Below are 13,237 nucleotides of genomic sequence, written 5' to 3'. Positions count from 1 at the left end.
TTCTCGACTCCGTAAAGCTTTCGGAATGATTCCCGTAATACCTTTCTTTAGCATCACATCAGTTTTGAGTTTTTTCCTTTCGGTTTCTGCTCATTTTTTGTTGCGATTTGATTCCCTCCATTGTTCTTTAGGTCTTCCTTAGATTTCCCCGATTCAATTTCTGGTTATCTGCCAGGCTGTCAAATTACGTCGTTCTTGTTGATTTAAATGTAGGTTGATATTTGTTATCAGGCAAATAAAAAGTACTGCTTTTTATAAACAGGTTGTTAACCGTAAATAGCTACTTATCAACAGGTTGTGTGAAAAATAAAATGCTCGCAGATTGTCTGTTGCAAGTTTTGGATAGTTTAAGGTATGTTATTAACATTTGTCAAAATCAACACTTTATTAGAATTATGATAAAATGGCGTGCAATAAAATTTCCGGTTTTGTCATTTTGTTAAAATTACATTGAAAATGCTAAGGGCCGTAATATGCTTTTGGGCGCTTGTACCATACTTAGATTTAGCCGAAATTTTACGCTAAAAAATTCCCTGTAAAATATTTATTGTTAGTTTTGTTGCATAACAACAAATCAAACGATACAAAAGAATGAGAAAATTAAGTTTAGCCCTGGCAATATTAGTAGGAGCGTGGTCTGTACAATCATGTACCGAAGGCAGAGGCACTTCAACGGCTGTTAAAACTAAAGTTGATATTAACGGGTTGGCATTTATCCGTGGCGCACACGAAGGTGGTTTAACTGAAATTGCGGCATCACAACTTGCTAAGAAAAACTCAACCAATGCAGAGATCACCGGTTTTGCCGATATGATGTTGAAAGACCATGCTGAACTGCAAAAAGCAGTAGATGAACTGGCAGAAAGCAAATTTGTTATCATCAGAGATTCTGTTAGTCATGATCATAAAGTTATATTGGATAGTTTGGCTAAAAAAACAGGTGCTGAGTTTGATAAAGAATACATAAAAATGATGGTTGAAGACCATACCGAAGCTGAAGAACTATTTAAATGGAACGAAAAAAGCAACTATCCTGAAATTAGGGAAGTAGTTGAAAAAGGCCTTCCTGTAGTTAAAAAGCACCTGGAAGAAGCTAAAAAAATAGCTGCAGGCATAAAATAGTTAACACATTTAACGTGTAGATAGCGATGGGTTGATAACTCATCGCTATTTTTTTGTGCCTACATTTCGTTAGGTAATTCAGACAGTTTTGCCAAGTTTTTAGTGCAAAATGCTACGCTGTTAACAAATGTTTATAAGCGTTATTATTCCTTGATTTTTAGGCTTTTGGCTATGTTTTGGCACGGTTTTAACAATTATGGCAACGTATTTGCCTTAGTGTTACCGATCTAAAAAAAAGAAAGATCACAATTCAAACTAAAACTAATATTATGAAAAATTCAACAAAATGGTTAGCATCAGCTTTTGCAGCAGCTTCCCTAATGTTCGCATCAAATGTTAAAGCACAAACCACCAGTGCCGATTCTAAAAACGTATGGCGTTTAGGTATTGGTGTTGAAGCCGGTGTCCCAACAGGAGATTTAAATAACTTCTCAAGCTTTAGCCTTGGTGGCACAGCACGCTTACAATATGATGGCCAAAGTAACCTTTCGTACACACTTACATCAGGTTATTATAATGTATTTGCCAAAAAAGTAGGTACAATTACCCCGAGCGATCTGGGCATTGTTCCGCTTAAAGCCGGTTTAAAAGTTTACCCGACCAGCAATATTTACATAAGTGGCGAGGTTGGCGCAGGTTTTGAAACAAACTATGCTAAAAATACAAAACTGATAGTTTCGCCGGGTATAGGTTATGCGGGTAATCAAGGTTTAGATGTTGGCTTACGTTACGAAAACTTTTCGGGACAGAACAATAACTATGGCTTTGTAGGCTTACGCGTAGCTTACGGCTTTAAATTGTAATAAATTTAACTTAATTGCAAAAGGGTCATCAGTTATGATGGCCCTTTTTTTTGCCCGGTTTTTCCAATAGTTTTTAAATATTACATCATTTAAACATAGATATGATCAATATCATGCTAATTGCGTGTACTAAGCTGATAAATATTTTATAATTTTATTCCGTGCAACAATACCTGTTATTTATAGATACCGAAACCAGCGGTCTACCTAAAAACTGGAACTTACCTTATAGCGATGATAAAAATTGGCCTCATGCGGTACAGATATCATGGATAATTTACACCAGCGACCAGGTTGAGGTTAAACGCGAAGATCATTATATTAAGGATGACGATTTTGAAATAAATAACGAGGCCTTTAAAATACATGGCATTACCCGCAGTTTTTTAAACATGCATGGGGTGTATCGTAAAGATGTATTGAGCTCGTTAGCTGATGATCTGAATAAATATCAGCCATTGGTGGTGGGCCATTTTGTAGAGCTGGATTTTCATATCACCGGTGCTGATTTTTACCGTACAGGCATAAGCCAGCCTATGGATAGTTTACAAATGTATTGTACTATGTTGGGTACTACCAATTTTTTAAGGAACCCGCAAACACGGTATCTTAAGTTAAATCAATTGTATAGTTTGTTGTTCAACAGGCAATTATCAAATCATCATAATGCGATGGTTGATGCATTGGCTACTGCCGAGTGCTTTTTTGAGTTAGTGCGTATGGGTAGTATTGATGATGATAAAATTGCCAGGCAACAGGTAGAAAGGTTAAGAACGAATAAGCCAAAGCTGCAAAGCGGTTGCGGCATACCAGCTGTAGTTTTATTTATACTTACCATTTTAATTGCGCATTGGTTATGATAAACAGGGTAGAGTTTTTAAAAAGATCGGAGCCTTTTAATTTATTGCCCGATGAGGTAATAATGGAGGTGGCAGAGCAACTGCAGGAGATCAGGTACAGTAAAGATACTGTAATATACCAGCAAGAGATATCAAAAATGCGCGGTGTTGATATTATTGCCGAAGGCGAGTATGAGTCGTTTTTTTACGATAGTACACAAACCAAACGGCAGATAGAGATACACGGTCCGGGTTACTGCTATGGTGGCATATCGGTATTGCTTAACCGTAAGCAGAGTATCCGTACTGTTATTGCCAAAAAGGGCACAACAGTTTACTTTTTACACAGGCGATATTTCAGATCATTAATTAAAGCGTACGAAGACTTTTTTCAGTACTTTACATCAGAGTTTGGCAGGCACATGCTCAATGATGAGTTCGCTCATTTTTTTAAGCGCCCGGCAACTTTCGAAGAAAGCTATGTGGCGTCCGAACAACTGTATTCACGCAAAATAGACAGCATTGAGTACCGCGATATCATATCATGCCATGCCGATGCGCCTATTTACGAGGCCGCCCGTAAAATGGCAGCTAATAAAACCAGCTGTATCTTTATTAATGATGGCGGCAATAAAATAATAGGTTACGTTACCGATATTACCCTACGGGATAATGTGACCGCGAAAGCTGGCAATGCCAACGATCCGGTGAAGAATATTATGGATAACCCTATCGTTTCTATCGATTCGGACGCATACGTGTACGAGGCTATATTGATGATGTTCCGCACCAAAACGCGTTACCTGTTAATTAAGCAAGATGGCGATTTTGTAGGCTTTATCAGCCGCAGCAAATTATTGAGCGACCAGGCGCAATCGCCAATGGTATTTATACAATCGGTTAAACTGGCCCTATCTGTAAATGAATTGAAACGTAAATGGGAATCGGTGCCGCAAATGGTAACCCAGTTACTGGGTCGTGGCGTAAATGCCGAAATTGTGAACCAGGTAATAACTACCGTTGCCGATACCATTGCCCAAAAAGTAATTGAAAGCGTTATTGAAGAGCTGGGCGCTCCGCCGGCCAAATTTGTATTTATGGTTTTAGGCAGCGAGGGCCGTAAAGAGCAAACATTTAAAACCGACCAGGATAACGCTATTATTTATGAAGACAAGGCTAACGAACACCGCGAAGAAGTGAGGGAGTATTTTCTCGAGTTTGCCCGTATCGTATCTGATAAACTCAACTTTATTGGCTTTGTGTATTGCGAAGGCGGCTTTATGGCGCAGAACCCCGAGTGGACGCATTCATTATCCTACTGGAAACGTAATTACATGAGTTGGATGGCAGAATCCGTTCCCGAAAGTGTGATCAAGTTCTCTACTTTTTTTGATTGCCGCTCTATTTATGGTGATGAATCGATAATGACGGAACTGAAAGAGTTTTTAGATGAGGAGCTCAAAAAACCTATGGAAAAACTGTTCTTCCACATGGCAAAAAACGCTTTACAGTATGAGCCGCCTCTAACTTTCTTTAAAAATATTAAAACGTTTACAAAAGGCTCACAAGAGGTTTTTGATATCAAACGCACTATGACACCTATTGTTGATCTGGCGCGCGTGTACGCCCTTAAAAACCATATTTTTGAGGTAAATACAGGCGAGCGCTTAAAGGCTCTCAAAGCGAAAGGCGTATTTACTGAAACCGCTTACCTGGAACTCATACAATCGTACTATTACCTCATGGGAATGCGCCTGCGCAAGCAATCGGCCCAGATCATGCATGATAAAACCGCGCCCGATAATTACATTGACCCGGACACACTGACTAAAATTGAGCGTGTTACCTTAAAAGAGATATTCAAAACCATAGAAGGTTTCCAAACTAAGATCAGGATGGAGTTTACGGGGAGTTTGTTGGGATAGGTTTTTTGATGTGCAAATTAAAAACAGCAAACTGTTATTAGAAGCTAATCAATAAAGCTAAATAACAGTAACTTTATCTGAGCAATTTTTCTAACTCGTTAAGGGTACCGCTATCGCTTGGTTTCTTCGCGTCATGATTTACAGTTTCGCCCACACGGTTTATTATCATATAACGCGGAATGGTATTAATTGAAAACTGTTTACTAACTACGGCCGACTGTTCAAAGTCGAGAAAGTAATTTTCGCCTTCAATATTTTTTGCAGCTATCAACCGTTTCCAATCATTTGTGTTGGGTGAGCTTAAGCAAACATATAAGAAAACTATGTTTTCTCCGGCGAGTTGTTCACGTAATTTTTTGGAAAACTCCATTTCGGCAATACAGGGTCCGCACCATGTTGCCCAAAAATCAACATAAATTGCTTTACCATTGTATTTTTTAATTATCGTGTTAAACAACTCCAATCCCTTTAAATTATCAGGTATGTAAATGATTGATTTTGGAGATAGCTTACTGCCATTTAAAACTTCATCCTGCTTTTGGTAGGCCGATAGAAAGCTATTTTTAAACGTAACATTTTTAACAGTAGCCTTATAGCTGTTTAAGTTTGGTTTAATGTACGCAAACTGCCTGCTATCAATTAACTTGTATAATGTAATTGTGGCAAAAAGGTCGCGTTGGTAGGTATCCTTTAGCTGTAAAAAGAAATCAAAATCCGATAAATTATGTTCAAGCGTTGCAAAGTAATCGTTCACATTACGCCCCATCAGGTTTAAAAATCTGTCGCTCTCTTTTTTATTTAACTGTTTTGTTGTGTCGGCTTTTTTTAAGAGTAAGTCGCGGTCAGCAGCAGTTAACCCGCTGCCATTGTCCAGTATATATTTCGCAAATTCGGTTTCTTTAAAATAAGGGCTTTTACCTTTTACGCTTTTTAAAAGCAGCGAATGATAATCATGAATGAAGTCTTTATAAAAACTGTTACCTAAAGCCCCAGGGTTATTAATGTTAAGATGTATCGCTTTGCCAAAATCCAGTAATATTGAGTCGGTCGTTTTATCAGGAGGCATTAAGTTGATAAAATTATGTGCGGCGGAGTATATTAAATTATTGGTAACCTGCTGTTTTACAAATGGGTTAGTATTGTGTGTTTTAAAATAGCCGGTATTGAAATTTAGGATATTGTTATAGTTACTTAATACAATTTGCCCAACTTTATGGTAATCTGCGCCCGGAGACTGTTTAGATAAAGGAATATAATAACGCAGATCCGGCTTATCAAGCGCGCGCAGGTAATCCTGGTACTGATTGTTTTCAGTAGCAACATCCCCTTTGAAACTTACGGTAAAATCTCCCGTTGCTGTAAATGTGCATGTTAGCTGCATAGCTTGGCCGGGCCGTGCAAAAAACGAAGTATATTTTACACCATCTATTGCTTTGCCATTATATGTTATTATCCTGCTCAGGTTAATTTCCTGGCAATAGTTAATTTGCATGTTCAAATCAAAATTTCCTTTAGTATCAGTAATAACAGGAACCAGAACTTTATTGCCCGATAGCATATCATCGTATTCAAAGCATAAAGCGTTTGGCTTTACTTTATCACCAAGGTATTTTACATTACCCCTAATGGTAATATTTTGATAGCAAAAACCATCAGTAGTTAAAGCCAATAAAATAAAAAACAGAACAGCTTTGATATAAGTTTTATAAGAACGTTTCATTTGTGGCTTAGGTTGATGCAGTTAAACTTAGAAAGGTTTATTATAGACAAGTCGCAAATGTAATGGCAATGGTTGCAGGCTCCGGATCAAATTAATAGGACGTGTATTTACAATCAGTTCTTTAAAAACATCTCCGCGACAGCGATATCCTCCGGAAACGTAACTTTAATATTAGTATAAGTGCCTTCAATAATATTAATATCAACGCCCGACAATTCTACAACACTGGCATCATCAGTAAAAGCGGTGTTGTATTCTTGTTCGTAGGCTTTTTTTAGGATGGGCGATTGAAAGGTCTGCGGAGTTTGTACCAGGTATATCTCATCCCGCAGCAACGCGGCCGATCTGTTGTTTTTCAGTTGCCGGATAGAATCGCGACTTTGTACGGCAACAATGGCATTACCGTGTTCTGCAGCATAATTAAAAGAAGCATCTATTACAGCAATAGGTGTTAATGGCCTTACTGCATCGTGTACCGCAATTATCGAATCGCTTTTTATAAGTGCCAAACCATTTTTAACCGACTGGAAGCGGGTATCGCCACCATTAGCTAAATGGTGAGGTATCCTAAAGTCGTGTTCTATGCACAGCTCTTTCCAGTATTGGTGCTGGTTGGGGTGGAGTACCACAATGATGGTGGGGCTGGTTTCACTGTTATAAAAAGCCGCTATGGTATACATCATCAAAGGCTTCCCATTCAGCAATAAAAATTGTTTCGGAACAGCGCTTTTCATCCTGCTGCCCGAGCCACCGGCAACTATAATGGCGTAATTTTTTTGAGTATTTAGTATTGAGTAGTTAGTAGTTAGATCCACAACAGTGCGTTAAATAGTTATGATAAGCATTAGAAGCAAAATGGGTGTTATTTCATAAAAATATGAAATAACACCCATAAAATGCAAGTCTATGTACTAATTACTAACTACTTAAATTAGTAACATCGCATCGCCGTAGCTATAAAATCGGTATTTTTCTTTTATAGCAACTTCGTAAGCGTTCATTACATTTTCGTAACCGCCAAATGCGCAAATCATCATCAATAAAGTTGATTCGGGCGTGTGGAAATTGGTGATCATCGAGTTGGCAATGCTAAAATCATACGGCGGGAAGATGAACTTGCTTGTCCAGTCGTTAGCAGCTTTCAGTGTTCTGTTTGCCGATACTGCCGATTCGATAGTGCGCATTGATGTTGTACCCACAGCGCAAATACGGCGTTTTTCTTCGATAGCTTTATTTACAATATCAGCTTGTTTTTGCTCAATGATAAATTGCTCCGAATCCATTTTGTGCTTGGTCAAATCTTCAACCTCAACCGGGCGGAAAGTGCCTAAACCAACATGTAGTGTAACTTCGGCAAACTCAATACCTTTTAATTCAAGGCGTTTCATCAGTTCACGGCTAAAGTGTAAACCGGCAGTAGGGGCAGCCACAGCACCTTCGTTTTTAGCAAAAATGGTTTGGTAGCGTTCTTTATCTTCTTCGGTAGCTTTACGTTTAATGTATTTTGGGAGCGGTGTTTCACCCAATATCTCCACATTGCGGCGGAACTCTTCATCCGTGCCATCAAACAAAAAGCGTATGGTACGGCCACGCGATGTGGTATTATCAACAACCTCTGCAATAAGCAGATCGTCATCACCAAAGTAAAGTTTGTTGCCTACGCGTATTTTACGGGCCGGATCAACCAATACGTCCCAAAGGCGCAATTCTTTGTTTAATTCGCGCAATAAAAATACTTCTATAGTAGCACCTGTTTTCTCTTTATTGCCATATAAGCGGGCAGGGAAAACTTTGGTGTTATTCAATATCATTACGTCCTTATCATCAAAGTAACCAAGCACATCTTTAAAAATTTTATGCTCAATTTTACCTGAATCACGGTGTAATACCATTAAGCGCGATTCGTCGCGGGCTTCAACAGGCGAATGTGCTATTAACGATTCCGGTAAATTGAATTTAAATTGAGATAATTTCATATTTTAAGAAAAGAATTTTAGGGCGCAAATGTACAAATTTATTTTTTAATATGTATTTCAACAATTTTACCCTTATTTAATTTCTTCGCCCTGTTCACCCTTCTTCTTTAACTCATCGGTAAGCTCAGGGTTGCTGTCATTTTTGTCTTTATAATTACGCCAGATAAGAAAGATGATAATAATTACAGCAACAACGATAACAGGTATGATAATGGGATTTTCCATAACATGCGTTTTTTGTGAAATAATTTAATTCAGGGATATTTAGGTCAGTTTTACAATAAGACTAAATTAACCATAATGTTTTCTTTTATTAGTAAAAAGCCAAAAAGCCATAATCATTAGGATAGAACAGGATGCCATACTTATTGTAAAATGAATATCTTCGCCAGTGGCATTGAGCCTGTTAAAAACCAATTATCAACTATTATGAAAAAGCTGCATAGTTATGTAATTGCTGCGTTATTACTGTTTATAACCGGCAATTTATTGGCGCAATCACAATTTTATAATGTAAAAAAGTACGGAGCCAAAGGCGATGGCATCGCGTTGGATACGAAAGCTATTGAAAAGGCTATTGACGCGGCATCTAAAGCAGGTGGCGGCACAGTTTATTTTCCGGCAGGTAATTATGCATCGGTAACTATTCATTTAAAAAGTAATATCGCTTTGTACCTTGATCAGGGAGCAGTTTTAGTAGCCGCCGAAACTTCGCCAACAGCGCAGTATGATCTGCCCGAAAAAAACGATAACGAAATTTACCAGGATTATGGCCATAGCCATTTTAACAACAGCCTGATAGTTGGTGTAAATCTCGAAAATATTTCGATTATGGGTCCAGGTAAAATATGGGGTAAAGGTTTACTCCGCACATCAAAAAAAGACCCTAAGGACGAGAATGGCCACGGAAACAAAACCATCAGCCTTAAATTGTGCCGTAACATAATATTAAAAGATTTTACGGTTGAGCATGGTGGCTGGTTTGTTTTGCTCCTTACCGGAGATGATAATGTAACCATCGATAACCTGAAAATGGATACCAACCGCGATGGTATGGACATTATATCGTGCCGTGGTGTACGCGTATCAAATTGCTTTGTTAACTCGCCCGAGGATGATGGGATATGCCTGAAAAGTGATTACTCGTTAAACTATGCCCGCGCTACCGAAAACGTAACCATTACAAACTGCCAGGTTTCGGGTTTTGATGAAGGTTCAATGCTTGATGGTACCTTTAAGCGCGACCCAAATGCCGTAATGAAAGGTAAGCCTATCGGCCGCATTAAATTTGGTACAGAGTCAAACGGTGGGTATAAAAATGTAACCATCAGTAATTGCGTGTTCGATTACTGCCGTGGGCTGGCATTAGAAACTGTTGACGGCGCTTTGCTGGAAGATGTAACCATTACCAACATAACCATGCGCGATATTGTTAACGCACCAATATTTATCCGCTTGGGGGCACGTATGCGCGGCCCTGCCGGCACACCAATAGGAGAGTGTCGCCGAATCATTATCAGCAATATTGTTGGTTATAATATCGACCCTGCACAAGGTGCTTTAATTGTAGGTTTACCCGGCCACCAGATACAAGATCTTACTTTGGATAATATTCGTTTTTATTACAAAGGGGGCGGCACAAAAGAGCAAGCCGCAAGGCAGGTGCCCGAGTTGGAAAAAGGCTACCCCGAGCCTTCAAGCTTTGGCACTACACCGGCATACGGTTTCTTTATCCGCAACGTAAAGGATCTGAAGGTTAGCAATGTTGAAACTAACCTGATAAATGATGATCAACGCCCGGCTTATATATTGGATAATGTTAACGGTGCTGATTTTCAGCATATCCGCTCACAAAAAGCGGCAGGGGTGCCAACGTTTATTTTAAATAAGGTAACTAACTTTAATATTTTTAATACCGAACAAGTACCAAACACCAAACTGGCCAATGCCGACGGAAAAGAACTGTAAGTTTTATGATGCGCTGTTCTTTTAAATTGAAAATAGCCATATTTACGTCAGTGTTGTTTAACAGGCAAACACATATTAATTTAACTATAAAAAGCTCATCTGTTTTATGAAGAAAGTCTTTCTTGTACTATCCTTATTAATACCATTTGGTTTATGTGCTTTGGCGCAAAGCAAAGCAAAAGCTCCTGCGGGTATTTCACCTGCAGCAATGACGCACGGCGAAGCCGTTTACAAACTATACTGCCTGTCATGCCACCAGGCCGATGGGGGCGGTGCGCCAAACATGAACCCTCCACTCGTAAAAACATCATACATAAAAGGCGATAAGGCAAAACTGATAAAAGTTATATTGAACGGTTTTCCTGTACCTGTTGATATCGATGGTCAGTCATACTCAAACGTAATGGCACCACATAACTTTTTAAAAGACCAGGAAATTGCCGATGTGCTCACCTACGTACGTAACAGCTTTGGTAACAAAGGTACTGCCATTACCGCTGCGCAGGTTAAAGCCGTTAGGGCTAAAAAATAAACAAAGGGCAAATTAAATTTTGCCCTTTGTTTTACTATCAGCTCGTAAAATGCGTTATACTATCTTATTTATTTTGCTGACTACCTGTATCACCCGGCAGGCTATCGGGCAATCAAATGCCCGCAAATGGGGTGATTGGCAAACTTGGGGCGATCAGCAAAACGGTACTTATACAAACCCGGTATTACCATCGGATTACAGCGATATTGATTGTATCCGCGTAGGTGCCGATTATTATGCTATTTCATCAACCTTTCAGTTTTCGCCGGGTGTAGTTATCCTGCACTCAAAAGATCTGGTAAACTGGAGTATTTCGGGCCACGTAGTAACCGATCTGAACCAGATAAGCCCCGAAATGAATTGGGATAAAATGCTGAACCGCTACGGCAAAGGTATTTGGGCAGGTGCTATCCGCTACCATAATAATAAGTTTTGGGTTTATTTCGGTACGCCGGATGAGGGTTATTTTATGAGCTCTGCTAAAAACATCAGCGGCCCATGGGAGCCATTACATGCGGTATTAGCCGAAAAAGGTTGGGATGATTGCTGCCCGTTTTGGGATGATGATGGCCAGGGTTACTTTATCGGTACAAACTATGCCGATGCGTACAAAATACATTTGTTTAAGCTAACTGCCGATGGGCGTGACCTGGTAAAAGAATCGGATAAGGTAATACACCAATCCCGCGGAAGCGAAGCCAACAAACTCTATAAAATTAATGGCTGGTATTACCACTTTTTCAGCGAAGTAAAACCTGAAGGGCGTGTGGTGATGATGGAGCGTTCAAAAAACATTTGGGGGCCTTATGGTGAAGTAAAACAGCTCAACCATGCCGAAAAGCAGTTTAACGAACCTAACCAGGGGGGTATTGTTGATACCCAAAATGGCGACTGGTATTTTTATACCCATCACGGCACCGGCGATTGGTCGGGCAGGGTAAACAGCTTATTGCCCGTTACATGGATAGATGGCTGGCCAATTATTGGCGAAGTAGGAGCCGATGGTATTGGCCGCATGCAATGGTCGGGAAAAATGCCGGTAAAAGGCACAACTACTGTTACACCACAAAGCAGTGATGAATTTAACGAAAAAGCCTTGCCGCCGCAATGGGAATGGAACTACCAACCCCGCGCTGATAAATGGTCATTAGCACAAAGGCCGGGGTGGTTAAGGCTAAGCGCTTTTAAACCTATCGAGGCCGATAACTTGCTAAAGGCAGGTAATACCATAACGCAACGTGTATTGCGCACCAGCAATAACCAGGTAATAACCAGGCTTGATATTACTGCCATGGCCGATGGTGAAAAAGCCGGCCTTTGCCACTTTAACAATCCGCAACATTATTCCACCTTAACGATAAGCTGCAATGGTAGCATAAAAACACTCGAATTTAAGGCTAACGGCATACCCACCGTAACAGGACCTGCGGTTACAGGCAATATGTTATGGTTACGCTCAACATGGGGGCTTGATGGCTTGAGCCAGTACGCCTATAGTTTGGATGGAAAGAATTATACCGATTTTGGCACACCATATCAACTGGCCTGGGGCTCATACCGGGGCGATCGTGTAGGTATCTTCAATTACAATAACAAGGCCGATACCGGGTACATTGATGTCGATTTTTTCCATTATGATTATAGCCATAATCAACCTCTGTCATTTAAATGATAACAAAACGTAATAATTTGATCGTTTTGTTTAGTAAAGTGAATTTGTGTAAGGGTGGGCAGTACCTCCTTACCTGCAAAATCTTTAATTACCTTTAACCAAAACCTGCCATTAACAAAGCTCATTTCCACATCCGTAAAATCCAAAAAGGTTTTGGTTAAAGGGTGTTGAAATTTGTAGAACGCCTCCTTTCCGCTAAACAGGATGGTAGTATATAATGCCAGTTCATCATCAGCGTGGCTATTCAAAAATTGCTGTTCCGATGGAGTAAAGAGCATATCCCACATATCACGCCTTACACCGCCAATAGTCTCAATATCCAGCCCTACCGAAAATATTTTACCGGTAGCAGCCACAACCGCGCCTGCCATCTGTTTTGAGTGGCTAATGGAGCCAACAATACCCTCGGGCCATAGCGGTTCCCTGCTTTCGCCAACTAAAATTTCGCCATCGGCAATGCCTGCTTTATTCAGTGCTTGTTTGGCACAAAAGCGCCCGGTGCTGAAGTGTTTTATTCGCTGTTCGGCCGAGTGCTCAATTAATGCTTTTTCGCGCGCTGTTAACACCTCATCACCGTTAAAAGTTGTGGTAAAATGCTGGTAAAAGTGCGGGGATAAAAGCTGAAGATCAACAAACATTGATCAAATATAATCAGTGATCAATTATCAGCCTACAGAAAC

The 13,237-nt window shown here is 39.9% G+C and carries 12 protein-coding genes; 7 read left to right on the top strand and 5 right to left on the bottom strand.

Going from position 1 to position 13,237, the window contains the following annotated elements; genetic code table 11:
• Positions 1 to 591 precede the first annotated feature (591 nt).
• The 4 genes from KXQ82_RS18060 to KXQ82_RS18045 all read left to right on the top strand — a co-directional run bounded on the left by KXQ82_RS18060 (position 592) and on the right by KXQ82_RS18045 (position 4,689).
• A complete protein-coding gene (locus tag KXQ82_RS18060) occupies positions 592 to 1,122 on the top strand; it encodes a DUF4142 domain-containing protein (RefSeq protein ID WP_219489917.1) in 531 nt (176 codons plus the stop codon).
• Positions 1,123 to 1,391: 269 nt separating this feature from the next.
• Positions 1,392 to 1,925 carry a hypothetical protein gene (locus tag KXQ82_RS18055; RefSeq protein WP_219489916.1) on the top strand — a complete coding sequence of 178 codons (534 nt, stop codon included), beginning with the start codon at positions 1,392 to 1,394 and terminating at the stop codon, positions 1,923 to 1,925.
• A gap of 161 nt (positions 1,926 to 2,086) precedes the next feature.
• Complete coding sequence (locus tag KXQ82_RS18050; protein ID WP_219489914.1) at positions 2,087 to 2,785, top strand: 3'-5' exonuclease; 699 nt, start codon at positions 2,087 to 2,089, stop codon at positions 2,783 to 2,785.
• The gene (locus tag KXQ82_RS18045) at positions 2,782 to 4,689 is read left to right on the top strand and encodes a DUF294 nucleotidyltransferase-like domain-containing protein (RefSeq protein WP_219489912.1); all 1,908 of its coding nucleotides are present in this window, start codon (positions 2,782 to 2,784) and stop codon (positions 4,687 to 4,689) included. The genes KXQ82_RS18050 and KXQ82_RS18045 overlap by 4 nt, the downstream gene beginning before the upstream one ends.
• Before the next feature lie 73 nt (positions 4,690 to 4,762).
• Here the strand turns inward: KXQ82_RS18045 and KXQ82_RS18040 are convergent, their stop codons facing one another.
• The 4 genes from KXQ82_RS18040 to KXQ82_RS18025 form a co-directional block, all read right to left on the bottom strand.
• Complete coding sequence (locus tag KXQ82_RS18040) at positions 4,763 to 6,409, bottom strand: TlpA family protein disulfide reductase (RefSeq protein WP_219489911.1); 1,647 nt, start codon at positions 6,407 to 6,409, stop codon at positions 4,763 to 4,765.
• A gap of 113 nt (positions 6,410 to 6,522) precedes the next feature.
• Entirely contained in the window at positions 6,523 to 7,224 is a 702-nt protein-coding gene (locus KXQ82_RS18035) for a 2-C-methyl-D-erythritol 4-phosphate cytidylyltransferase (protein WP_219489908.1), read from the bottom strand.
• Positions 7,225 to 7,335: 111 nt separating this feature from the next.
• Positions 7,336 to 8,385 carry a tRNA preQ1(34) S-adenosylmethionine ribosyltransferase-isomerase QueA gene (gene queA / locus KXQ82_RS18030; protein WP_219489906.1) on the bottom strand — a complete coding sequence of 350 codons (1,050 nt, stop codon included), beginning with the start codon at positions 8,383 to 8,385 and terminating at the stop codon, positions 7,336 to 7,338.
• 72 nt (positions 8,386 to 8,457) lie between these two features.
• Positions 8,458 to 8,610, bottom strand: a complete 153-nt coding sequence (locus tag KXQ82_RS18025; protein WP_219489904.1) for a hypothetical protein — start codon at positions 8,608 to 8,610, stop codon at positions 8,458 to 8,460.
• A gap of 150 nt (positions 8,611 to 8,760) precedes the next feature.
• On the opposite strand from KXQ82_RS18025, the gene KXQ82_RS18020 reads away from it, so the two are divergent.
• From KXQ82_RS18020 to KXQ82_RS18010, 3 genes are all read left to right on the top strand, one after another.
• Positions 8,761 to 10,353 carry a rhamnogalacturonidase gene (locus KXQ82_RS18020; RefSeq protein ID WP_255563720.1) on the top strand — a complete coding sequence of 531 codons (1,593 nt, stop codon included), beginning with the start codon at positions 8,761 to 8,763 and terminating at the stop codon, positions 10,351 to 10,353.
• Between the two features lie 106 nt (positions 10,354 to 10,459).
• Positions 10,460 to 10,885, top strand: coding sequence for a c-type cytochrome (locus tag KXQ82_RS18015; protein ID WP_219489902.1), 426 nt, complete (start codon positions 10,460 to 10,462; stop codon positions 10,883 to 10,885).
• Positions 10,886 to 10,934: 49 nt separating this feature from the next.
• Positions 10,935 to 12,557, top strand: a complete 1,623-nt coding sequence (locus KXQ82_RS18010; protein WP_219489900.1) for a glycoside hydrolase family 43 protein — start codon at positions 10,935 to 10,937, stop codon at positions 12,555 to 12,557.
• On the opposite strand, the gene KXQ82_RS18005 is transcribed toward KXQ82_RS18010, so the two are convergent.
• The gene (locus KXQ82_RS18005; RefSeq protein WP_219489899.1) at positions 12,536 to 13,195 is read right to left on the bottom strand and encodes a 4'-phosphopantetheinyl transferase family protein; all 660 of its coding nucleotides are present in this window, start codon (positions 13,193 to 13,195) and stop codon (positions 12,536 to 12,538) included. The genes KXQ82_RS18010 and KXQ82_RS18005 overlap by 22 nt on opposite strands.
• Positions 13,196 to 13,237: the final 42 nt, after the last annotated feature.

The organism is Mucilaginibacter rivuli (assembly GCF_019391655.1).
GTDB lineage: Bacteria > Bacteroidota > Bacteroidia > Sphingobacteriales > Sphingobacteriaceae > Mucilaginibacter > Mucilaginibacter rivuli.
This window is presented reverse-complemented; position numbering and strand designations above follow the sequence as displayed.

Coding starts and splice junctions, on each gene's coding strand:
- KXQ82_RS18060 (WP_219489917.1), top strand. CDS start 592: ATGAGAAAATTAAGTTTAGCCCTGGCAATATTAGTAGGAGCGTGGTCT.
- KXQ82_RS18055 (WP_219489916.1), top strand. CDS start 1,392: ATGAAAAATTCAACAAAATGGTTAGCATCAGCTTTTGCAGCAGCTTCC.
- KXQ82_RS18045 (WP_219489912.1), top strand. CDS start 2,782: ATGATAAACAGGGTAGAGTTTTTAAAAAGATCGGAGCCTTTTAATTTA.
- KXQ82_RS18040 (WP_219489911.1), bottom strand. CDS start 6,409: ATGAAACGTTCTTATAAAACTTATATCAAAGCTGTTCTGTTTTTTATT.
- queA (WP_219489906.1), bottom strand. CDS start 8,385: ATGAAATTATCTCAATTTAAATTCAATTTACCGGAATCGTTAATAGCA.
- KXQ82_RS18025 (WP_219489904.1), bottom strand. CDS start 8,610: ATGGAAAATCCCATTATCATACCTGTTATCGTTGTTGCTGTAATTATT.
- KXQ82_RS18020 (WP_255563720.1), top strand. CDS start 8,761: ATGAATATCTTCGCCAGTGGCATTGAGCCTGTTAAAAACCAATTATCA.
- KXQ82_RS18015 (WP_219489902.1), top strand. CDS start 10,460: ATGAAGAAAGTCTTTCTTGTACTATCCTTATTAATACCATTTGGTTTA.
- KXQ82_RS18010 (WP_219489900.1), top strand. CDS start 10,935: ATGCGTTATACTATCTTATTTATTTTGCTGACTACCTGTATCACCCGG.
- KXQ82_RS18005 (WP_219489899.1), bottom strand. CDS start 13,195: ATGTTTGTTGATCTTCAGCTTTTATCCCCGCACTTTTACCAGCATTTT.